General features: G+C 69.0%; 17 protein-coding genes. 7 read left to right on the top strand and 10 right to left on the bottom strand.

Features of this window, described 5'->3' with window-relative positions; translation table 11 throughout:
- Positions 1-33 precede the first annotated feature (33 nt).
- On the top strand, positions 34-1,269 hold the full coding sequence (locus tag EQ874_RS10045) for a glycosyltransferase family 87 protein (protein WP_207213520.1): 1,236 nt from the start codon (positions 34-36) through the stop codon (positions 1,267-1,269).
- Between the two features lie 57 nt (positions 1,270-1,326).
- Positions 1,327-1,755: a peptide-methionine (R)-S-oxide reductase MsrB gene (gene msrB, locus EQ874_RS10040; protein WP_129976662.1), complete on the top strand. Its 429-nt coding sequence runs from the start codon at positions 1,327-1,329 to the stop codon at positions 1,753-1,755.
- Here msrB and EQ874_RS10035 read toward each other — a convergent pair.
- On the bottom strand, positions 1,718-2,443 hold the full coding sequence (locus EQ874_RS10035; RefSeq protein WP_115311447.1) for an HAD-IA family hydrolase: 726 nt from the start codon (positions 2,441-2,443) through the stop codon (positions 1,718-1,720). The two genes, msrB and EQ874_RS10035, sit on opposite strands and share 38 nt — an antisense overlap.
- A 104-nt stretch (positions 2,444-2,547) precedes the next feature.
- On the opposite strand from EQ874_RS10035, the gene EQ874_RS10030 reads away from it, so the two are divergent.
- Positions 2,548-3,516, top strand: a complete 969-nt coding sequence (locus EQ874_RS10030) for an L-lactate dehydrogenase (RefSeq protein WP_129976661.1) — start codon at positions 2,548-2,550, stop codon at positions 3,514-3,516.
- A 19-nt stretch (positions 3,517-3,535) separates the two neighbouring features.
- Here EQ874_RS10030 and EQ874_RS10025 read toward each other — a convergent pair whose 3' ends face one another.
- From EQ874_RS10025 to hemE, 4 genes are read right to left on the bottom strand one after another with little or no spacing between them, the layout of a single operon-like run.
- Complete coding sequence (locus tag EQ874_RS10025) at positions 3,536-5,821, bottom strand: molybdopterin-dependent oxidoreductase (RefSeq protein ID WP_129976917.1); 2,286 nt, start codon at positions 5,819-5,821, stop codon at positions 3,536-3,538.
- A gap of 55 nt (positions 5,822-5,876) precedes the next feature.
- Complete coding sequence (gene hemQ, locus EQ874_RS10020) at positions 5,877-6,572, bottom strand: hydrogen peroxide-dependent heme synthase (RefSeq protein ID WP_026003467.1); 696 nt, start codon at positions 6,570-6,572, stop codon at positions 5,877-5,879.
- 5 nt (positions 6,573-6,577) lie between these two features.
- Entirely contained in the window at positions 6,578-7,936 is a 1,359-nt protein-coding gene (locus EQ874_RS10015; RefSeq protein ID WP_064065356.1) for a protoporphyrinogen oxidase, read from the bottom strand.
- Complete coding sequence (hemE, locus tag EQ874_RS10010) at positions 7,933-9,030, bottom strand: uroporphyrinogen decarboxylase (protein ID WP_016935160.1); 1,098 nt, start codon at positions 9,028-9,030, stop codon at positions 7,933-7,935. Before hemE ends, EQ874_RS10015 begins: the two co-directional genes overlap by 4 nt.
- A 170-nt stretch (positions 9,031-9,200) precedes the next feature.
- On the opposite strand from hemE, the gene EQ874_RS10005 reads away from it, so the two are divergent.
- The 4 genes from EQ874_RS10005 to EQ874_RS09990 all read left to right on the top strand — a co-directional run bounded on the left by EQ874_RS10005 (position 9,201) and on the right by EQ874_RS09990 (position 14,142).
- Positions 9,201-9,776, top strand: coding sequence for a DUF3000 domain-containing protein (locus tag EQ874_RS10005; protein WP_026003525.1), 576 nt, complete (start codon positions 9,201-9,203; stop codon positions 9,774-9,776).
- A 50-nt stretch (positions 9,777-9,826) separates the two neighbouring features.
- A complete protein-coding gene (locus EQ874_RS10000; protein WP_129976660.1) occupies positions 9,827-11,239 on the top strand; it encodes a wax ester/triacylglycerol synthase family O-acyltransferase in 1,413 nt (470 codons plus the stop codon).
- 93 nt (positions 11,240-11,332) lie between these two features.
- On the top strand, positions 11,333-12,586 hold the full coding sequence (locus tag EQ874_RS09995) for a ribonuclease D (protein WP_064065354.1): 1,254 nt from the start codon (positions 11,333-11,335) through the stop codon (positions 12,584-12,586).
- A 158-nt stretch (positions 12,587-12,744) separates the two neighbouring features.
- The gene (locus tag EQ874_RS09990; protein WP_026003480.1) at positions 12,745-14,142 is read left to right on the top strand and encodes a sugar porter family MFS transporter; all 1,398 of its coding nucleotides are present in this window, start codon (positions 12,745-12,747) and stop codon (positions 14,140-14,142) included.
- Positions 14,143-14,215: 73 nt separating this feature from the next.
- On the opposite strand, the gene dxs is transcribed toward EQ874_RS09990, so the two are convergent.
- From dxs to EQ874_RS09965, 5 genes are all read right to left on the bottom strand, one after another.
- The gene (gene dxs / locus EQ874_RS09985; protein ID WP_129976659.1) at positions 14,216-16,159 is read right to left on the bottom strand and encodes a 1-deoxy-D-xylulose-5-phosphate synthase; all 1,944 of its coding nucleotides are present in this window, start codon (positions 16,157-16,159) and stop codon (positions 14,216-14,218) included.
- A gap of 153 nt (positions 16,160-16,312) precedes the next feature.
- Complete coding sequence (locus tag EQ874_RS09980) at positions 16,313-17,914, bottom strand: MDR family MFS transporter (RefSeq protein WP_129976658.1); 1,602 nt, start codon at positions 17,912-17,914, stop codon at positions 16,313-16,315.
- A complete protein-coding gene (locus EQ874_RS09975; protein WP_016935138.1) occupies positions 17,911-18,369 on the bottom strand; it encodes a MarR family transcriptional regulator in 459 nt (152 codons plus the stop codon). The genes EQ874_RS09980 and EQ874_RS09975 overlap by 4 nt, the downstream gene beginning before the upstream one ends.
- Positions 18,370-18,519: 150 nt before the next feature.
- The gene (locus tag EQ874_RS09970; RefSeq protein ID WP_129976657.1) at positions 18,520-19,803 is read right to left on the bottom strand and encodes a TRAM domain-containing protein; all 1,284 of its coding nucleotides are present in this window, start codon (positions 19,801-19,803) and stop codon (positions 18,520-18,522) included.
- Positions 19,800-21,797 (bottom strand): APC family permease, encoded by a 1,998-nt coding sequence (locus EQ874_RS09965; RefSeq protein ID WP_064065488.1) that lies wholly within the window; start codon positions 21,795-21,797, stop codon positions 19,800-19,802. Before EQ874_RS09965 ends, EQ874_RS09970 begins: the two co-directional genes overlap by 4 nt.
- Between the last annotated feature and the right edge of the window lie 114 nt (positions 21,798-21,911).

Raw genomic sequence — 21,911 nt, 5'->3', positions numbered from 1 at the left:
CAGGCCCGCATTCGCTCGGGGTACCGTGCCGTAGTGTTCCTCAGAAGTCTCGAACCCCGTACCGCACGCACGACCGCCGAGGTGGTCAAGGCTGTGGTGTGGCCCCTCGCCGTCCTGACGGTTCTGCACCGGGTCGTGATCAAAGCGGTCAACGGGTTTCGAACGGACGACTTCACCCCGGTCTACAACGCGGCGCTGGCCTTCCTCAACCGCCGGCCCGTGTACACCGCCGAGTTCCAGTGGGTCGACCCCCACTATCTCTACCCACCTTCCGGGACCCTGTTGATCGCACCGATCGCGGTGATCGACCCGGAACGGTCGCGGTGGCTGTTCATCCTGGCCAATGCGATCGCGATCCTCATCGCGCTGTACCTGCTGCTGCGCATGTTCGGTCTGCGACTCGATTCGCCGATCGCGCCGGTGCTGGTCTTCGCCGCGTTCGCGTCCGAGACCGTGACCAACACACTCGTCTTCACGAACATCAACGGTCTCGTCCTCCTCGGCGAGATCGCGTTCTTGACGCTGCTGCTCAAACGGCGTGACCTGGGGGCCGGAGCGGCGCTCGGCCTGACCTTCGCCGTCAAACCGATCCTGGCGCCCCTGCTGTTATTGCCGCTCGTCCGCGGGCAGTGGAAGGTCTTCGTCACCGCTGCCGCCGTCCCGATCGCGTTGACGATCATCGCCTGGCCCCTGTCGGTCGACGCCTGGCAGTTCGTCGAGCACACCGTGCCCTATCTGCTCGAGTCCCGCGACTACTTCAACAGCGCGATCGTCGGCAACGGCATGTACTACGGGCTTCCGGGGTGGCTGATCCTCGGTCTGCGGGCGGTGCTCGCGGTGATGGTGGCGGTCTCGGTGTGGCTGCTCTACCGCTACTGCCGCCACGACGAGGTGTTCTTCGTGTGCACCGCCGGCGGTGTGCTGCTCGCGGCGTCGTTCCTGCTCGGGTCGCTCGGGCAGATGTACTACTCGATGATGCTGTTCCCGCTGCTGATGACGGTGCTGCTGCCGAACTCCGTGATGCGGAACTGGCCCGCCTGGCTCGCCGTCTACGGCTTCCTGAGCTACGACTCGTGGCTGTCGAACCGGTGGGTGGAGGCCGGACGGGCAGCGGAGTACATGAAAACCACCTTCGGGTGGTCGCTGCTGCTCATCGTGGTGTTCGCCGTCCTGGTCGACCGGTACCTCGCGGCGAAGCGCGAAGGACGCCTGGCGGACGGCATCGAACCGTCGCACCTGCTCCAGGAGAAGCAACCGGCCCGCACGTGATCCGTCCGTTCCGGTGCAGACGTGACGGGCGCCCCGGCCGCGGTTAGCGTGGAGATCATGACGTCTGCTCCTCGATCCGAACCCGCACCCAAGGTCGTCCACAGCGACGAGGAATGGCGCGCGAAACTCACTCCCGCCGAATTCGCCGTGCTACGGCAGGCCGGCACCGAACGTCCCTTCGTCGGCGAGTACACCGACACCGACACCGAGGGCCTCTACGAATGCCGGGCGTGCGGTGCCGAACTGTTCCGCAGCACCGAGAAGTTCCACTCGCACTGCGGGTGGCCGTCGTTCTTCGATCCCACCGACTCCGACGCCGTGATCCTGCGCGAGGACGACTCGCTGGGGATGCGGCGTGTCGAGGTGATGTGCGCGACGTGCCACAGCCATCTCGGGCACGTCTTCGAGGGCGAGGGCTACCCGACGCCCACCGACAAGCGGTACTGCATCAACTCGATCTCCCTGCGCCTGGTTCCGTCGGAGTGATCCCGGCCGCGGCCAGCGCGGTCCACAGCGCGTCGTGCCGCTCGGCGGTCGGTGACGGTTCGACGAGTTCGAACGCACATCCGATCGACCGTGCGGCCCCGTCCGCCTTTTCGCTGTCGCCGATCATCAGCGTGCGCCGCGGATCGACGCCCAGCGCGTCGACGGCGTAACGGAAGATCTCCGGTTCGGGTTTGACGGCGCCCACCTCGAAGGACAACGCGAACACCGACACGAGGTCGTCGATGCCGAGCCGCGCGAAGGCGGGCCGCAGGTCGAACGCGATGTTGCTCACCACGCCGACGGCGATCCCGTCACCGGCGAGCGCCTCGATCACGGGGACCGTGTCGGGATAGACCGTCCAGCAACCGGGGTCGGTCACCTTCCGGTACAGCGCCTGTGCCTGTTCGGGATCGGCGACTCCCGACTTCCTCAGCACCGTCAGATAGGCCTCGCGGTGCCAACGGGGTTCGCGGTCGCGATTGGTCCAGGCGTGGTGCTCGTCGGCGTCCATCTCGACGGGCTGGCCGGTGGGCGCGGTCAACCGCCGCATGAGTTCGGCCTGCCGGTGCACGTCGAAGGGTTCACCCGCGTCGTCGGTGACGTCGGCGAGCCAGCTCTCGTCCTCCTCGAGCCGGAACAACGTGCCGGAGAAGTCGAACAGGACGGCGTCGAAAGGTGTCGTGGCCATGCAGTCGAGGCTAGAGCCCGCACCGCCCGTCGGTCGGGCAACCGCCCCGTCCCGTGCCGGCCGCTCCGCTCGCGCTCGTCCGTCAGGTGGGCGAGAATCTGTCCATGGCCGCGACTCGCACGAGTGCCGGAAGCAGTACGAAACTGTCCGTCGTCGGTGCCGGCAGCGTCGGTACCGCAGTGGCCTACGCATGCCTGCTGCGGGGGTCGGCCGACGCGATCGCATTGTTCGACACGAATCCCGCGAAGGTGCGCGCCGAGGTCCTCGACCTGAACCACGGCACCCAGTTCGCGCCGTCGTGCCGGATCGAGGGCGGCGACGACGTCGCGGTCACCGCCGGTTCGGATCTGATCGTCGTCACGGCGGGCGCCAAGCAGCATCCCGGCCAGTCGCGCCTCGAGCTCGCCGCTGCGAACGTCGCGCTGGCACGGGATCTGACGCCCCGCCTGCTGTCCGCCTCCCCCGATGCGGTGATCGTGTTCGTCAGCAATCCCGTCGACATCGTGACCCGTGCCGCGGTCGCGGCGACCGGAATCGCGGACGGTCGGATCTTCGGATCGGGAACGGTGCTCGATTCCGGTCGGCTGCGGTACCTGCTCGCGCACCGCGCCGATGTGGCCGTCGAGAACGTCCACGCGTTCGTCGTCGGGGAGCACGGCGACTCGGAGGTCGCTCTGTGGTCCGGTGCGACGATCGGCGGCGTGCCGGTAGACTCCTTCACCGTCGACGGACGACCGGTCTTCGGTGCCGCCACCCGCGCCGAACTCTTCGACGAGGTGGTACGCAGCGCCTACGAGATCATCCGCGGCAAGGGTGCCACGAATCTCGCGATCGGCCTGTCGAGTGCCCGCATCGTGGAGGCGGTCCTGCGCAACCAGCGCCGGGTGCTGGCGGTCTCGACGCTGCAGACCGGCCTGCACGGCTTGCAGGACGTCTGCCTGTCGCTCCCCACCATCGTCGACGCGCGCGGCGCGCACACCGTGCTCGAGGTGCCGCTGTCGCCGGAGGAGAAATCGGGGCTGGCCGCTTCCGCGGCCACCCTGCACGACGTACAGTCGTCCCTCGGCCTGTGACGGCCCTGTACCGGAGAACTCAGCGCTGCCGGACGACCGGCGGGTCGTAGGCCCGGATGGGCGGCAGCTCACCGTCGAACCGCTCGACGTCGACGAGCACGTGCTGCCCCGTGCATCCGTGGGACAGCGACGACGTCCCGACGTCGGGGGTGAGCACGTTCGCATTCCCGTGCACGCACATCGACCCCGGATCGGACGGGTCCAGCGGGTCGTACCACGCACCCGTCGCGAGCTGGACGACGCTCGGGAGCAGTCCGTCGTCCACGACGACCCCCGCGAGGCAGGATCCGCGATCGTTGATCACGCGGACGATGTCTCCGGATTCCAGACCTCGCGCGGCGGCGTCGTCGGGATGCATCCGGATCGGTTCACGGCCGCGGATCTTCGACGCCTGGCTCACGGACCCGTGGTCGAGTTGGCCGTGCAGGCGCGTGGCCGGCTGGTTGGCGATCAGGTGCAGCGGGAACCGTTCGGCCCGAGGGGAACCGAGCCATTCGTCCGGCTCGTACCAGGTGGGGTGACCGGCGCAGTCGTCGTACCCGAACGAGTCGATGTCGGCGGAGAAGATCTCGAGACGTCCGCTGGGGGTTCGCAGCGGATGTCCGTCGGGATCGGAGCGGAAGTCCTCGAACAGGGTCAGATCGTCCTCGGTCCGCATCCGGACCGGTCCGCCGTACCAGAAGTCCTCGAAGGGCGGTGGATCCTCGACCCGCCGGTCGTCGGCGAGGACGAAACCGCGCCACTGCTCGTAGAGGTGTTCGAGCCACTGCCGGGAAGTCCGGCCCTCGGTGAACGTCTCGCCGAAACCGAGCCGGTGGGCCAGAGCGGTGAAGGTGTCGTAGTCGTCGCGGGCGTCGGCGAAGCGCGGTACGGCGGCCTGCATCGCGACGAGCAGCGGATCGTTGCGTGTGCACGTGAGGTCGTCGCGTTCGAGCGCCGTGGTCGACGGCACGACGATGTCGGCGTGCTTGGCCATCGCCGTCCAGTACGGGTCGTGGACGACGATCGTGTCCGGTCGCCGCAGCGCGCGACGGAGCCGCCCGATGTCCTGGTGGTGATGGAAGGGATTGCCGCCCGCCCAGTACACGAGCCGGATGTCGGGGAAGGTCGGACGTTGCCCGTCGTAGTCGAACTGTTCCCCCGGCCGCAACAGCAGGTCGGAGATCGCGGCGACGGGGATGAAGTCCGCGACGTCGTTGTTGCCCTGGAAGAGGGTGGGCAACGGATACGGGACGGGCGCGAGACCGGGTTCGTTCATCGAGCCGTAGCCGTGACCGAAACCGCCGCCGGGAACCCCGAGTCGACCGAGCATCGCGGCGAGGGTCACGCCCGCCCAGGGAGCCTGCTCGCCGTGCCGGACACGTTGCAGCGACCAGGTCACGGACACCAGGGTGCGACCGCGGGCCATGCGCCGCGCGAGGTCGACGAAGGTTCCGGCGGGCAGCCCCGAGAGCGTGGCCGCCCACTCCGGGGTCTTGGGAACGCCGTCGGTGCGGCCGAGCAGATACTCCTCGAACCGGTCGTAGCCGGTGCAGTAGCGGTCGAGGAACTCGCGGTCGGCGAGACCTTCGGTGGCCAGGACGTACGCGAGGGCGAGCATGATCGCGACGTCGGTGCCCGGCCGGGGAGCGAGCCACTCGTGCTCGCCGTGCATGTCGCTGCGGATCGGGCTGAACGAGACGATCCGGCCGCCGCGGGCCCGCATCCGGTCGAGGGCGTCGCGGGTGGGGTGGTCGCTCGTGCCGCCGTCGTTGACAGCGGTGTTCTTGAGCGGGATGCCGCCGAAGCACACCATCAGATCGGTCTCGCGGGCGATGACCTCCCAGGAGGTGGAGCGCGCGAACAGTTTCCAGTGGGTGCCCAGCACGCGTGGCATGATCACGCCGGTCGCGCCGAGCGAGTAGGAGTGCACCGAGCGGGTGTAGCCACCGAACATCTTGAGGAAGCGGTGCACCTGGCTCTGCGCGTGGTGGAACCGGCCGGGCGCCGACCAGCCGTAGGAGCCGCCGAAGATCGCCCGGTTGCCGTGCCGGTCCTTCACGCGCTGCAGTTCGCCCGCGAGGATCTCGGTGAGTTCGTCCCACGAGACCGCGACGTACTCGTCGTCGCCGCGTCGCGTGCTCGGTCCCGGGCCGTTCTCGAGCCAGCCGCGGCGGACGGCCGGTCCGGCGATGCGAGCACGGTGCCGCACCGATCCGGGGATGTTCCCCAGGATCGGTGAGGGGTCGCGGTCCCCGGCGTAGGGCTGCACGGCGACGACCTCGCCGTCGCGTGCCTGCGCCGAGAACATCCCCCAGTGCGCCATCTGGGAGAACAGCCGAGCGTCTCCCTCCGGTGGCACCGCGCTCGTCGGGGTCACGTCAGGGCAGCGACGCGACCAGCGCTGCGACGTCGACCCGCGGCCCGGTGAAGAAGGGGGTCTCCTCCCGGACGTGCAGGCGCGCGTCGGTGGCACGCAGGTCGCGCATGAGATCGACGATGCGGTCGAGCTTCGGAGCCTCGAAGGCGAGGATCCACTCGTAGTCGCCGAGCGCGAAGGCCGGGACGGTGTTGGCACGCACGTCGGGGTAGCCGCGAGCCGCCATACCGTGGTCGGCGAGCATCTTCCGGCGCTGCTCGTCGGGCAGCAGGTACCACTCGTAGGACCGCACGAAGGGGTACACGCAGACGTAGTCGCCCGGCTCCTCCCCCGCGATGAAGGCGGGCAGGTGGCTCTTGTTGAACTCCGCGGGCCGGTGCAGCGCGGTGTTGGACCAGACCGGGGTGCTCGCCCGGCCCAGGAGCGTGGTGCGCCGGAAGTCGGCGTACAGCTTCTGCAGGTCCTCGATGTGCTCGGCGTGGCTCCAGATCATGAAGTCGGCGTCGGCGCGGGTGCCGGCCACGTCGTAGATGCCGCGCACGATCACGTCGGTGTCGTCGAGGCGGGCGAAGAACGCCTTCGCGTCCTCGATCGCGGCGGTGCGGTCGTCGCCGAGAACACCGGGCCGGACCTGGAAGACCGACCACATGGTGTAGCGGAGGGTGGAATTGAGTTTGTCGTAGTCGAGACGTGCCATGACGTTCATCCTTCCATTCGTGCAGCCAGGCGTGCGGCCGCGGCCGTGCCTGATGCGACACATGCGGGTACGCCCACTCCGTGCAGCATCGCGCCTGCGACCTCGAGTCCGTCGATCCCGGCGATCTCGGCCTCGAGGGCGGCGACGATCTCGCCGTGGTGTTCGCGGTACTGCGGCAGCCCGCCGTGCCATCGCTGCACGATGGCGGCCACCGGTTCGGTGTCGACTCCGGTCACGGTGGCGAGATCCGCGCGGGCGAGTGCGATCAGCTCGGCCTCCGAGGCGTCGACGAGCGCGTCGTCGCCGAACCGTCCGAACGACGCGCGGGCGAGTGCGACGGGTCGTTCCGCAAGGTGCGGCCACTTCCGGCTCGACAGCGTGAACGCCTTCGCCGACAGCTCCTCCCCCGTCGCGACGAGGATCCCGGAGTTCTGCGGCAGGCCGGTGTCGTGCGGGAACGCGAGCGCGACCACCACCGACGAGGCGAGTGGGATCTGCGCGGCGCACTGCGCGGCAGATCTCACGCTGTCGGCGAGCAGCCGGGCGGCGTCCGGCGCGGGCACGGCGAGTATCACTCCGTCGACCTCACCGAGCGGCTCGATCGACCACCGGTCGCCGTCCCGCTTCAGCCCGGAGGCCGCGGTGCCGTAGAGGAATTCCGCGTCGGCCTCGCGCACGAGGGCCTCGAGCAGGACTCCGTAGCCCTCGCGCAGCGTCCCGAAGACCGGAGCGTCCGACGGCGGGGGCAGGGCGCGGGAAACGGCATCGCTCAGGCTCGTCGCACCGGCGTCGAGGGCGGCGGCGAGCGTCGGGACGGTGGCCCGGACACCGGCGGTGTCGGACAGCCCCGAGTACACCCCGCCGAGCAGCGGGTCGACGCTGCGCCGCACCACCTGCTCCCCGAAGCGTGAACGGACGAGTTCGGCGACGGAGACATCGGAGCTGCGGTTCCACTCCAGCGGCACGGTGGGCTCGGCGGCGATACGGGCCAGGGTCTCGTCGTCGACGAGTCCCTCGACGGACTGCGCGGACGCCGGGATACCCATCAGCGTGCCCGTGGGCAGCGGATGCAACCGTGCGCCGGCGTACAGGAGCGGTCGCGCGCCCGAGGGGTGGACGATGTGGTCGCTCAGCCCCAGTTCCTCGGCGAGTGCGAGCACTTCGGGACGGCGTGCGATGAACGCCTCGGCCCCGACGTCGACCGGGTCTCCGGCGAACGGCACGGTGCGGAGCTTGCCGCCGAGCCGCGACGATCGTTCGAGCACGACGATCCGCGCGGCGGCGCCGAGCGAACGACGCAGCCGGTATGCGGCGACGAGACCGCTGATCCCACCGCCGACGACCGCGACCGTCGGCGGGGTCACAGCGAATGCACCAGCTCGACCACTCGGGTGATGACGTCGGGATCGGTGTCGGGCAGGACCCCGTGACCGAGGTTGAAGATGTGGCCGGTGGCGCCGGCGGCCAGCGCACGATCGGCTTCGGCGGCGATGCGGCGCACCTCGCGTTCGACGACCTCCGGGCCGGCGAACAGGATGGCGGGGTCGAGGTTGCCCTGCAAGGCCTTGCCGGCGCCGACGCGCGTCGCGGCGACGTCGAGCGGGATGCGCCAGTCGACGCCGACGACGTCCGCACCGGCCTCACCCATGGCGCCGAGGAGCTCGCCGGTACCGACGCCGAAGTGGATGCGCGGTACTCCCGCATCGGCGATCTCGGCGAAGACACGCTCGGAGTGCGGCAGGACGTACTCGCGGTAGTCGGCGAGCGACAGGGCGCCCGCCCACGAGTCGAAGAGCTGGACGGCGTCGACACCGGCGCCGATCTGCGCGCGCAGGAAGCCGATGGCGACATCGGTGAGCTTGCCGAGGAGCGCGTGCCAGGTCTTCGGGTCGGCGTGCATGAGCGCCTTGGTGTGCTCGTGGTTGCGGCTGGGTCCGCCCTCGACGAGGTAGGACGCCAAGGTGAAGGGCGCCCCCGCGAAGCCGATGAGCGGGGTGTCGCCGAGCTCGCGGGTCAGCAGCCCGACGGCGCGGGCGACCGCTCCGACCTCCTCGGCCTCGAGGGACGGCAGCGCGGCGACATCGGCGGCGGTGCGGACGGGGGTCGCGACGACCGGGCCCGTCCCGGCGACGATGTCGAGGTCGATACCTGCCGCCTTGAGCGGGACGACGATGTCGGAGAACAGGATGGCGGCGTCGACCTTGTGGCGCCGCACCGGCTGCATCGTGATCTCGCAGACGAGCTCGGGGTCGAAGCACGATTCGAGCATGCCGACGCCGGCGCGGATCTCCCGGTATTCGGGGAGGGAGCGGCCGGCCTGGCGCATGAACCACACGGGCCGGTGGACGGGCCGCTCACCGCGTGCGGCCGCCAGCAGGGGCGCATGCGGCAGGATCCTCCGCGCGGGGTACTCCGCGGGCACCGCAGAGCCGACGTTCGTGTTCTCCAAGCCGGTCATCGATCCTCGTTCTTCGGGCACTGCGCGCAGTCGCGCAGGGCAGCGTCTGTCGGGTCCCGGACCGAGACGTGTGGTGCGGACCCGTTGCCCCATGCTGCCACGACCGCGCCGCCCACCGGAATCGGCGCGCCTCCCGCGTGCGGTGCGTCACCGGCACTAACGTCCGCTCGGTGACCACCTCGCCCGCCGAGCCGGCCCGCTTCCGTTCCGCAGTCGATGCGATGAACGCGGCTACCGTGCGCCCGGAGATCGAGGTCGGGCCGATCCGACCACCGCAACGGCTCGCTCCCTACAGCTATGCACTGGGCGCCGAGGTCCTGCACGACGAGACGGAGAGGGTGCCCGAGCAGTCGGAGGGCGACGCGTTCGGCCGCCTCATCCTGCTCTACGACCCCGACGGCGACGAGGCGTGGCACGGGACCACCCGGCTCGTCTCGTACATCCAGGCCGACGTCGACGAGAGCCTGGCGGCCGACTCGCTGTTGCCGGAGGTCGCGTGGAGCTGGCTCGTCGATGCACTGGCCGCGCACGGCGAACCCCTCACGGCCCTGGGCGGCACGGTGACCTCGACGACCTCCGTGCGGTTCGGCGACATCGCGGGCCCGGGCCGCGCACACCAGCTGGAACTGCGCGCCTCGTGGACTCCGCAGTCGGACGTGCTGGCCCCGCACGTCGAGGCCTTCTGCGACGTCCTCGCCTATGCCGCCGGTCTGCCTCCCGCGGGGGTCGCACGACTGCAGCGGTGAAAACCGACGCAATCCGACCAGATTTCTAGAACCTGTTCTACCCTGGTTCCATGCAGCGTCTCAGCGGACTCGACGCGGGTTTCCTCTACCTCGAGACTCCCAGCCAGCTCCTCCACATCTGCGGGCTGATCGTGCTGGATCCGACCACTGTCCCGGGTCGCCACGACTATCCGAGCCTCCGCAACGAACTCGGGGCACGACTCGCCGCCGTGCCCCAGTTCCGGATGAAACTGGCCGACAGCAAGTTCAACCTCGACCATCCGGTCTGGGTCGACGACCACGATTTCGACCTCGACCGGCACGTCCACCACGTCGGCGTGCCCGCCCCGGGAAGCCGGGTCGAACTCGCCGAACTGTGCGGCCACATCGCCTCGCAGCCCCTGGATCGCTCCCGGCCCCTGTGGGAGATGTGGTTCGTCGACGGGCTCGACGACGGCCGGGTCGCCGTCGTCGTGAAGATGCACCACGCCGGAGTGGACGGGGTGTCCGGCGCCGCCCTCGTCTCACAGTTGTGCAGCCTCGACCCGGCCGATCCCCGGCCGGAACCGGTCAAGCGGGGCGCCGGCGACGCGAACGATCTCGCCATCGCCCTCGCCGGCGCCCTCAACGTCGCCCGGCGACCCCTCCATTTGCTGCGGATCCTGCCGGCCGCCGTGACGTCGGTGACCTCGTGGATCGCCCGCGCACGACGCGGCGACGCGATGCCGGCGCCGTTCACGGCTCCGCGCACACCGTTCAACTCCACCATCACCGGACGCCGCAACGTCGGCTTCGCCGAGCTGGACCTCGACGATGTGAAACTGGTGAAGAACATCTTCGGCGTCACCGTCAACGACGTGGTGATGGCCGTGTGCGCCGGCGCGCTGCGCCGATATCTGGAGCGTCGTGGGGAACTTCCCGATTCCCCGCTCATCGGGATGATCCCGGTCTCGGTCCACGGCAGGTCGGATCGGCCGGGACGCAACCAGGTCTCGGCGATGTTCGCCGACCTCCACACCCACATCGCGGATCCGGCCGAGCGCCTGCGTGCCCTTGCGGAAGCGAATGCGGTGGCCAAGGACCACAACGCCGATCTCGGTGTGAACCTGCTGCAGGACTGGTCGCAGTTCCTCGACGCGGCGGTGTTCGCGCCCGCGATGCGCGCCTATGCCGGACTCCGCCTCGCCGACCGGCATCCGGTGATCCACAACCTCGTGGTCTCCAACGTGCCCGGACCGCCCGTCCCGCTGTACTTCATGGGTGCGCGTATGACGGCCATGTACCCCTTCGGACCGATCTTCCACGGGGCGGCACTCAACGTGACGGTGCTCTCCCTCGACGGCAGGCTCGACATCGGCCTGATCTCGTGCCCCGATCTCGTTCCCGACCTGTGGGAGCTCGTCGACGACTTCTCCCCCGCCCTCGACGACCTGATCCTCGCGGCCGGCGCGGAGGGCGACGAGGCCGTGCCGCAGGAGGGGTGAGCGAGGTCCGGCGAGCCCGCGCGGTCCCGCCGATCGCACGATCCGGACACGAACGGAATTGCGCACGGGAGGGACACGGCTAGAGTCACGCCCATGCCGGCACAGAACGACGAGGACGGGCAGAACAGCGCGAGCGTGACGACGGTGCCGCTCCTCGAACCCCGTGACGGCGTCCCCGAGGTCGTCACCACGGCGCGCGGGGTCGCCGACGCGGCAGCGATGCTCGCGCAGGGACACGGCCCGCTGGCCGTCGACGCCGAACGCGCGTCGGGCTACCGCTACTCCGCGCGCGCCTATCTCGTACAGTTGCGCCGCGAGGGCGCCGGCACGGTGCTGCTCGATCCCATCCCGACGCGGGACGATCTCGCGCCCCTGGCCGAGGTGATCAACGACCTCGAATGGGTGCTGCACTCCGCCGACCAGGACCTCCCCGGCCTTGCCGAACTCGGTCTCCGGCCGGCGACGTTGTACGACACCGAACTCGCCGGTCGCCTCGCCGGTTTTCCTCGCGTCGGTCTCGCTGCGATCGTGGCCGAGACCCTCGGCCTGGAACTGCGCAAGGGTCACGGTGCCGCGGACTGGTCGACCCGGCCGTTGCCGGAGTCGTGGCTCAACTACGCCGCGCTCGACGTCGAACCGCTCGTCGAGCTCCGCGAGGCGATGGCGCGTGAACTCGAGCGGCAGAACAAGACCGAGTGGGCCGCCCAGGAATTCGAGCACATCCGCCTCGCCGGGCCTCCGGCGCCGAAGCCCGACCGGTGGCGACGTACGTCGAAGATCCACGCGATCAAGGACCGGCGCCGCCTCGCGATCGTCCGCGAACTGTGGACCACGCGCGACGAGATCGCTGCCCGTCGTGACATCGCCCCCGGGCGCATCCTGCCCGACTCCGCGATCATCGCCGCCGCGGAGGCGAGCCCCGCTACCGTCGAACAGCTGCAGGCACTTCCGGTCTTCGGTGGACCCCGTCAGCGTCGTTCCTCGCGTGCCTGGTTGAACGCGATCGAGCGGGCCCGGGCGCTGCCCGAGGACCGGCTCCCACCCCTCACGCCGCCGCTGACCGGGCCTCCCCCGGCCGGTCGCTGGTCGCGCCACCACCCGGCGGAGGCGGAGCGTCTCGCCGTGGCGCGCGGCGAACTCACCGCTCTGAGCGAGGAGGTCGCCGTTCCGGTCGAGAATCTGGTGAGCCCGGAACTCGTGCGGCGCCTGTGCTGGGACTGGGACGTCGCGGCCGGGGACGACGTCGAGGAGTACATCGGCGGTCGTTTCGCCGAGGGCGGGGCACGGCCGTGGCAATGCGAGTTGACCGTGCCGCGACTGGCGAAGGCGCTCACTGCGGAGAAGTGATCTCCGGGGATCGCCCGAGCGAGGTGCGGACCGGGGACGAGTTCTCGCCGGAAACGTCGAGTCGGCAGTTCGGCGCGGCGTAATGTTCCCCTGAAGAAAACACAGTGTGTCCAGCCCTTTTCGTGCCCTCGCGGCCTGTCCCATCCAGGAGTTCCACGGTGACCCAACCATCGACCGCACACGCCGCGAAAGTCATCGCCGTGACCGTCGCAGCGGCCGTAGGCGGTTTCCTGTTCGGCTTCGACAGTTCGGTCGTCAACGGCGCCGTCGACTCCATTCAGGAGAACTTCGCGCTCAGCTCCTTCGTGACCGGCTTCGCCGTCGCCATCGCCCTGCTCGGTTGTGCCGTCGGTGCGTGGTTCGCCGGACGCCTCGCCGACAGCTGGGGCCGCAAACGCGTGATGCTCCTCGGCTCGGTCCTGTTCGTGATCTCCTCGATCGGATCCGGCCTGGCCTTCAGCGTTCCCGACCTGATGTTGTGGCGCATACTCGGCGGCCTCGGTATCGGTATCGCCTCGGTCATCGCGCCGACCTACATCTCCGAGATCGCGCCTGCGCGCTACCGCGGTGCCCTCGCGTCGCTGCAGCAGCTCGCCATCACCCTCGGCATCTTCGCGGCTCTTCTGTCGGATGCGATCCTGCAGAACGCCGCCGGTGGCGCGTCGAACGAGTTGTGGTGGAATCTCGAGGCCTGGCGGTGGATGTTCCTCGTCGGTGTGGCCCCCGCAGTCCTCTACGGTGTACTGGCGCTGACCATTCCGGAGTCGCCCCGGTATCTCGTGGGCAAGGACATGGACGAAGAGGCCGCGGCCGTGCTGGCGAGCGTCACCGGCGAGCTTCGGCCCGACGAACGTGTCCGCGAGATCCGTCTCACGCTGCGCCGGGAATCGAAGGCCTCCTTCGGCGACATCCGCGGCCCGGTCTTCGGTCTGCAGCCGCTGGTGTGGGTCGGCATCACGATGGCGGTGTTCCAGCAGTTCGTCGGTATCAATGCGATCTTCTACTACTCGACGACGCTGTGGAAGTCCGTGGGCTTCTCGGAGAACCAGTCGTTCACGACGTCGGTGATCACGGCCGTGATCAACGTGCTCATGACGTTCGTCGCGATCCTGTTCGTCGACAAGATCGGTCGCCGCCCGTTGCTGATGACCGGCTCCATCGGCATGTTCGTCAGCCTCCTGCTGGCAGCGATCGCCTTCTCGCAGGCGGTCGGCAGCGGTGAGGATGTCGAACTGCCGGCACCGTGGGGTGCACTCGCGCTCGTCGGAGCGAACGCCTTCGTGATCTTCTTCGCCGCCACCTGGGGTCCGATCATGTGGGTGATGCTCGGCGAGATGTTCCCGAACCGCATGCGCGCGGTGGCCCTCGGCATCAGCACCGCGGCCAACTGGATCGCGAACTTCACGGTCACGCTCGCATTCCCGCCACTCACCTCCGCGGTCGGACTGTGGTTCCTGTACGGGCTGTTCGCGTTCTTCGCCCTGCTGTCGTTCTTCTTCGTCAAGGCGAAGATCCCTGAGACCAAGGGCATGGAACTCGAGGAGATGCAGAGCTAGTCGACATGCGTGAGGGGCGGTATCCGGACCACCGGATACCGCCCCTCACGCGTATGCCCTCGTGTCGGCCGGCTCAGCCCGCTTCGCGGTCGGACTGTTCGACCGCCGAGGGGCGCGACCGCTCCTCGGGTTCGCTGTCGAGGCCGGCGACCCAGCCGGTGACCTGGCGTGCCACGTCCTGGGCCGTCAGACCGAGTTCGGCGTGGATCTCGTTGCGGGAGGCGTGATCGAGGAACCTCTGCGGCACCCCGACATCGCGCGTGGGAACGTCGACATCGTTGCGGCGCAGGGCAGCGGAGACCGCCGAGCCGACACCACCGTGCAGACCGCTGTCCTCGACCGTGACGACGATCCGGAAACCGCGCGCGAGGTCGACCACCGCGTCGGGCACGGGAAACACCCACCGGGGATCGACGACCGCGGCATCGATCCCCTGCCGGGAGAGACGATCGGCGACGTCGAGCGCGAGACCCGCGAACGCTCCGACCGCGACGATCAGTGCGTCGCCGCGCCGCGCCGGCGGCATCCGCAGCACGTCGACCGTGCCGTCGATCCGTTCGACCGCGGGAATGTCTTCTCCCACCGAACCTTTGGGGAATCGGAGGACGGTCGGTCCGTCCGAGACGCCGAGCGCCTCGCCCAGTTCCTCGCGCAGCGTCGCCCCGTCGCGCGGAGCGGCGACCCGGATACCCGGCACGATGCCCAGCAGGGACAGATCCCACATGCCGTTGTGGCTGGCACCGTCCGAGCCCGTCACGCCCGCGCGGTCGAGGACCACGGTGACCGGCTGCCGGAGCAGCGCGACATCCATGAGCAACTGGTCGAAGGCCCGGTTCAGGAAGGTCGAGTACACCGCGACGACGGGGTGCATCCCGCCGAGCGCCAGACCCGCCGCCGACGTCAGCGCGTGCTGTTCGGCGATGCCCACGTCGAAAGTACGTTCGGGGAACCGTTCGCCGAACTTGGCGAGGCCGGTCGGTCCGGGCATCGCGGCGGTGATCGCCACGACATCCTCTCGCTGCTCCCCCAGCGCGATGAGCTCGTCGGAGAAGACCGACGTCCAGTCGGGTGCGGAAGCCGCCTTCGCGCGGCCCGTGCGCGGATCCATGACGCCCGTGGCGTGCATCTGATCGGCGAGGTGATTCTCGGCGGGCGCGTACCCGGCGCCCTTGCGGGTCACGGCGTGGACGAGGACCGGACCGCCGTACGCCTTCGCGCGACGCAAGGCGGATTCCATCGCCTGCTCGTCGTGCCCGTCGACCGGACCGAGGTACTTGATCCCCAGGTCGGTGAAGAGCACCTGCGGGCTGACCGCGTCCTTCACGCCGGACTTCATGCCGTGCAGCACGGAGTAGGCCGCCGAGCCGATCCACGGAATTCGCTTGACGATGCGCCTGCTGTTGTCGAGCACCTTCTCGTAGCCCGGCTTGAGGCGCAGCGCCGCGAGATGGTCGGCGAGACCGCCGATGGTGGGTGCGTAGGACCGGCCGTTGTCGTTGACCACGATCACCATCGAGCGGTCCTGCCCGGCGGCGATGTTGTTGAGCGCTTCCCAGCACATGCCGCCGGTCAGCGCACCGTCGCCCACGACCGCGACGACGGTCCGATCGGACTGCCCGGACAGCGAATAGGCCTTGGCGAGCCCGTCGGCATAGGACAGCGCAGCCGACGCGTGCGACGACTCGATCCAGTCGTGTTCGCTCTCCGCGCGGCACGGGTAGCCGGACAACCCGCCCTTCTGCCGGAGGCTGTCGAACGCGTCGCGACGACCGGTGAGAATCTTGTGTACGTAGGCCTGGTGACCGGTGTCGAAGAGGATCGGGTCGCGCGGCGAATCGAACACCCGGTGCAGAGCGATGGTCAGCTCCACGACGCCGAGATTGGGCCCGAGGTGACCGCCGGTCGCCGCGACCTTCTCGACCAGGAATTCCCGGATCTCCCCTGCGAGCTCGGTGAGCTCCACAGGGGAGAGTCGACGTAGATCGTCGGGCGACTGGATGCGGGACAGAACACCCAACTGGAACAGCTCCCTCCGGCTCGTGCCTCGCGCTCGTCGCGCGAGTGATTCCCTCAGTCTACGGAGCACGGGAACGGAGCGTCTCCCGCCACCGCCTCGGTTCCGCGTGATCTGCTGGTCACCGGCGGGCGGATCGCCCGGTCGTGATCGAGGTCACCCTTGCGGGGAGATGTCGGCGCGATCGGCCGGCGACTTCTCCTCCACGAGATCGATGGTGGTGCGCAACGCCCGGTTCGGGATCAGCACCACTGCTACCAGAGTAACGACTGCGAACGCCGCCGCCACGAGGAAGAGAGTCGCCGTCGCATCGCCGTAGGCAGCGCGGATGACCTCCGCCACCGGCGCAGGCAGCCGGGAGAAGTCGAGACTTCCGCCGGAACCGCCACCGGAGGTGTCCACACCGAGCTTCGCGAGGCCGTCGGCGGAGAGCGTCGCGACACGGGAGGCGAGGATCGAACCGAGCACCGACACGCCGATCGCGCCACCGAAGGTGCGGAAGAAGGCCACGGAGCTGCTCGCGGCGCCGATGTTGCGAACGCTGACGGTGTTCTGCACGGCGAGGACGAGGTTCTGCATCAGCATGCCCGTGCCCAGACCCACGATCGCGATGTACACGCTGATCAGCGTCAGCGACGTGAGGTGATCGACCGTGCCGAGCAGGCCGAAACCGACCATCTGCAGGAGCGCACCGCCGATGAGGAATCCCTTCCACTTGCCGAAGCGCGTGATGAGCTGACCCGAGAGCATCGACGAGACGAGCGTGCCGGCAACCATCGGGATGGTGAGCAGACCGGCGACCGTCGGGCTGTAGGCACGCGAGGTCTGGAAGTACTGGCCGAGGAAGGTGGTGGCACCGAACAGGCCGATACCGACTGCCACGGACGCGATGATGGCGAGAGCGGTGGTGCGTTCGGTGACGATCTTGAGCGGGATGATCGGATCGGCGACCTTCGACTCGACGATGAGCGTCGCGGCGAGCAGGACGAGGCCGGCTCCGACGTACAGGGCGGACTCGACCGAGAACCACTCGTAGTAGCCGGCCTTTCCGGCGAAGGAGACCCAGATGAGCAGGACGCTCACGGCGGCGGTGATGAGCGTGGCGCCGAACCAGTCGATGCTCACGTTCTCCTTGCGGACGGTCGTGACGTGCAGCGTGCGCTGCAGCAGGACCAGCGCGACCATGGCGATCGGCACACAGACGTAGAAGCACCAGCGCCAGCCGAGGAGGTCGACGATGACGCCACCGAGCACGGGACCGCCCGACATGGCGACGGCCATGACGGCGCCCATGTAGCCGGAGTACCGACCGCGTTCACGGGGCGGGATGATGCTGCCGATGATCGCGACGACCAGAGCCGTCAGACCGCCCATGCCGATGCCCTGGATCACGCGGGCGGCGAGCAGGACCGGCACGTTGTGTGCGAGGCCTGCCAGCACCGATCCGACGACGAAGACCAGGATCCCGAGCTGGACGAGCAGTTTCTTGTTGAACAGGTCGGCGAACTTGCCCCAGATGGGGGTCGACGCGGCGTTGGCGAGCAGCGCCGTGGTGATGACCCAGGCGTACTGGGTCTGGGTGCCGTTCAGGTCGGCGATGATCGTCGGCAGGGCGGTCGAGACGATGGTGCTGCTCAGCAGCGCGGTGAAGAGAGCGGCAAGGAGGCCCGACAGCACGACGAGGATCTCGCGGTGCGTCATCTGCTCCTCGGCTGCGGGAGCAGCCGGGTGCGCTCCCGATCCGGAGACTGTGGTCATGGATTGGTCCTTCGTGTATCGATAACGAGCGGCGCCAGGGATGAGGTGAGGCGCTCGAGCGTCGTGATGGCGCCCGCGATCTCGTCCTCGTGCCAGTCCGCGAGTTCTGCGGAGAGACGTTCGGTCCGGCGTTTCTTCACGAGTTCGAGGATCTCGATTCCCGCGACCGAACAACTCACCCGGTGAGCGCGGCGGTCGTCGGGATCGGGATGTCGATCCACGAGGCCACGCTCGACGAGTTCGGCGATCTGTCTGCTCAACGACGACTGGCTGACGCACATTTCGACGGCGAGCTCGCTGGGACGGCACTCCCCCATCCGTGCGAGCACGAACAGCACCGCGACGAGTGCGGAGGGAAGCACGTCGGTGTCGTGGTGGACGAGTGCACCGCGCAGCGTGCGACCGAAGAGGAAGATGGCGTCGGCGAGTTCGTGGGTTTGGGCCTTGTCCGACACAGCGAACCTCCGTCGGGTGGATCAGTTGATTACGTCATGCAACTGTACATATTAGTTGCATACTACAAGCAATCTCTTACCGACATCACACCACCACTCCGACGTGTTTCCCGTCACACCACATCTCCGGGAGGGTGACGGGAAACACGCTCAACGGGTGAACAGACCGATGCACTCCACATGATGAGTAGACGGGAACGCCGCGAAGGCCCGGACGTCCGCCAACTCGAACCCGTGATCGCGATACAGCCCCACATCACGGCCGAACGAGGCGGGATCGCACCCCACGTGGACGATCCGGCGCGGACCCGCCTCGGCCACGGCCGCCACCACGTCCCTGCCGGCTCCCGCCCGCGGTGGGTCGAGCACGACCACCTCGGGTGCCGGTAGCTCGGGGATCATCCGCTCCACCCGACCGTGACGGAAGGACACCTGCCCGAGATCGGCGAGTGCCTCCATCCCGTCGTCGACGGCGGTCTTCGACGACTCGACCGACACCACATGCCCGGACGGACCCACCTGCTCGGCGAGCACCGCGGCGAACACCCCCACCCCGCCGTAGAGATCCCACGCCGTCGCACCCGCGGAGGCCTGCGCCCATTCACCCACCACCGTCGAATAGGTGGTCGCGGCACCGCGGTGGGCCTGCCAGAAGCCGGTCGGCACCAGCCGCCACTCTCGCCCACCGACCCGCTCGAGCACACGACCCGAACCCTCGATCACCTTCTCCGGACGGGGTGCGTTCGCCGCCGCCCGCCGCGACGCCGCGCCGCGCCGACCCTGCCGCCGCGCACCACCCGCGACGGCGGGCGGCGCGATCTCCACCACGTGCCGACCACCGTCCGCGTCGAGCACCACCTGCAACTCGGCTCCCGGTTGCCACACCCGGTCGGCGAGACCGACATAGGCGTGCGGATCGATCTGCGGACAGGCCAGCTCGGGCACGACCTCGTTGCTGCGATAGCGCCGGTATCCCGGATTCCCGACCACGTCCACCGCGAGCCGCACCCGGGTTCGCCACAAGGTCCCGTTCGAGGCACCGCCCGGCACCTCCTCGACCGTCACCTCGCGGTCCACACCGCCCAGCCGGCGCAGCTGTTCGACCACCACGGCGCCCGTGAAACGACGTTGCGCCGCGACGGTCATGTGCGACAGATCGCAACAGCCCGCTCCCCCCGGACCGGAGATCGGACAGACCCGCTCGACGCGATCCTCGGACGCCTCGAGTACGTCCTCCACGTCGGCGAAACAGAACGACCCGCCCCGATCCTCGGTGACGCGAGCGAAGACCCGCTCCCCCGGCAGTCCGTGCCGCACGAAGACGACCCGACCCTCGAACCGCGCGACACACGCACCGCCGTGGGCGGGATTCCCGAGGATCACCTCGATCCGCCGGCCGGACCAATCCGTACGCGGGTGTGCCTGACGATTCACCGGGGTTCCTCCTCGTTGTCGAACTGTCGTTCCTGTCCGTCCGGGACGGCCCGCCCCATCGCGCCCGCCTCCGCGGACGAGCGCAGCTGCCACGGCACACTCGTCACCATCACCCCCGGCTGGAAGAGGAGCCTGCTCTTGAGCCTCAACGCACTCTGGTTGTGGAGAAGCTGCTCCCACCAGTGGCCCACCACGTACTCGGGGATGAACACGGTCACCACGTCCCGGGGAGAATCGCGCCGAACCCGCCGCACGTAGTCGAGGACGGGCCGCGTGATCTCCCGGTAGGGCGACTCGACGACCTTCAGCGGAACCGTCAGATCGCTCTTCTCCCATTCGACGACGAGACGCCGGGTGCTCTCGTCGTCGACGTTGACGGTGATCGCCTCGAGCGTGTCCGGGCGGGTCGCCCGCGCATAGGCGAGCGCACGCATGGTGGGCATGTGCAAGGTCGAGACCAGCACGATGGAATGCGTGCGGCTGGGCAGCACTCCGTCCCAGTCCACGCTCTCGAGTTCCGCGGCGACCGTGTCGTAGTGACGCCGGATCGCCTTCATCAGCACGAACGCGACCACCATGGTCACCACCGCGATCCATGCCCCGGCCGCGAACTTGCCGGTCAGCACGACCAGCAGCACCAGCGTGGTGGACACGCACCCGACCCCGTTGATCAACCGCGACCGCGTCATGCGACCCCGGGCGGCGGGATCCGACTCGGTGCGCAGCTCCCGGGTCCAGTGACGCACCATGCCGGCCTGTCCCAGGCTGAACGCGACGAACACCCCCACGATGTACAGCTGGATGAGCCGGGTGACCTCGGCTTCGAAGACCCACACGAAGACGACGGCGATACCGGCAAGGAAGAGGATGCCGTTGCTGAACGCGAGGCGGTCACCACGCGTGTGGAACTGGCGCGGCAGGTAGCGGTTCTGCGCGAGAACCGAGCCGAGCACGGGGAATCCGTTGAACGCGGTGTTGGCGGCGAGCACGAGGATCACGGCGGTGACGATCGTGATCAGGACGAACGCAGCCGGTATCCCGTCGAAGACGGTATGGGCCAGCTGGGCGAGCAGCGTCTTCTGCTCGTAGCCCTCGGGCGCACCCCGCAGTTGGGTCTCGGGGTGCTCGGCCACCACGACCCCGAGTCGTCGGGCGAGGAAGACCACCCCGAGGAACAGCGTGACGGCGATGGCTCCGAGCACCAGCAACGTCGTCGCGGCGTTGCGTGCCTTCGGCTTCCGGAAGGACGGCACACCCGTGCTGATCGCCTCGACGCCCGTCAGCGCGGCGCACCCCGACGAGAATGCGCGCGCGACCAGGAGGACGAATGCGAGCGCCGTCAGGTCGGTCTGCTCGGCGACGAGTTCGAGATCGGCCGACTCGGCGCGCAACTCGTCGCCCAGGACGAAGATCCGGAACAGGCCGGCCCCGAGCATCACCAGCATGCAGCCCACGAAGGTATAGGTGAGAACGGCGAAGGCGCGTCCGGCCCGCCGGAGACCGCGCAGGTTCACCGCGGTCAGCAACACGATCGCGAGGATGACGAAGAGAACCTTGTGCCGGGCCACGAACGGGACCGCCGATCCGACCGTCGCCGCCGCGGACGACAGCGACACCGCGACCGTCAGCACGTAGTCGACGAGCAGCGCGCTGCCCACGGTCAGTCCGGCCGTGGGGCCGAGATTCTTCGTGGCCACCTCGTAGTCGCCGCCGCCCGATGGGTAGGCGCGCACCGTCTGGCGGTAACCGGCGATCACGATCACGAGCACGAAGGCGACCGCGAGACCGATCCACGGAGAGAACGCGTAGGCCGACAGTCCCGCAACGGAGAGGACGAGGAAGATCTCCTCGGGCGCGTAGGCGACCGACGAGAGGGCATCGGAGGCGAACACCGGCAGCGCGGTGCGTTTGGGCAGCAACTCGTGCCCGAGAGTGTCGCTGCGGAACGGCCGACCCAGCACGAGCCGCTTCGCCGCGGTGGAAAGCTTGGACACGCGCAAAGCCTATGCGGTTCGGGTCCGGAAGTACCCCTCGGCCGGGTCACGACTGCTCGGGGATCGTCACGCGGTACCGTTCGGTTCGGCGGTCCGATGCGGTCCGTCTCGGAA

The sequence above is a fragment of the Rhodococcus sp. Q1 genome (assembly GCF_004153645.1).
Lineage (GTDB): Bacteria > Actinomycetota > Actinomycetes > Mycobacteriales > Mycobacteriaceae > Rhodococcus > Rhodococcus gordoniae.
The sequence above is the reverse complement of the archived record's forward strand: the minus strand, read 5'-3'. Positions and strand labels throughout refer to the sequence as shown.

Coding starts and splice junctions, on each gene's coding strand:
- EQ874_RS10035 (WP_115311447.1), bottom strand. CDS start 2,443: ATGGCCACGACACCTTTCGACGCCGTCCTGTTCGACTTCTCCGGCACG.
- EQ874_RS10030 (WP_129976661.1), top strand. CDS start 2,548: ATGGCCGCGACTCGCACGAGTGCCGGAAGCAGTACGAAACTGTCCGTC.
- EQ874_RS10025 (WP_129976917.1), bottom strand. CDS start 5,821: ATGGCGCACTGGGGGATGTTCTCGGCGCAGGCACGCGACGGCGAGGTC.
- EQ874_RS09980 (WP_129976658.1), bottom strand. CDS start 17,914: ATGACCACAGTCTCCGGATCGGGAGCGCACCCGGCTGCTCCCGCAGCC.
- hemE (WP_016935160.1), bottom strand. CDS start 9,030: ATGACCGGCTTGGAGAACACGAACGTCGGCTCTGCGGTGCCCGCGGAG.
- EQ874_RS09995 (WP_064065354.1), top strand. CDS start 11,333: ATGCCGGCACAGAACGACGAGGACGGGCAGAACAGCGCGAGCGTGACG.
- EQ874_RS10000 (WP_129976660.1), top strand. CDS start 9,827: ATGCAGCGTCTCAGCGGACTCGACGCGGGTTTCCTCTACCTCGAGACT.
- hemQ (WP_026003467.1), bottom strand. CDS start 6,572: ATGGCACGTCTCGACTACGACAAACTCAATTCCACCCTCCGCTACACC.
- msrB (WP_129976662.1), top strand. CDS start 1,327: ATGACGTCTGCTCCTCGATCCGAACCCGCACCCAAGGTCGTCCACAGC.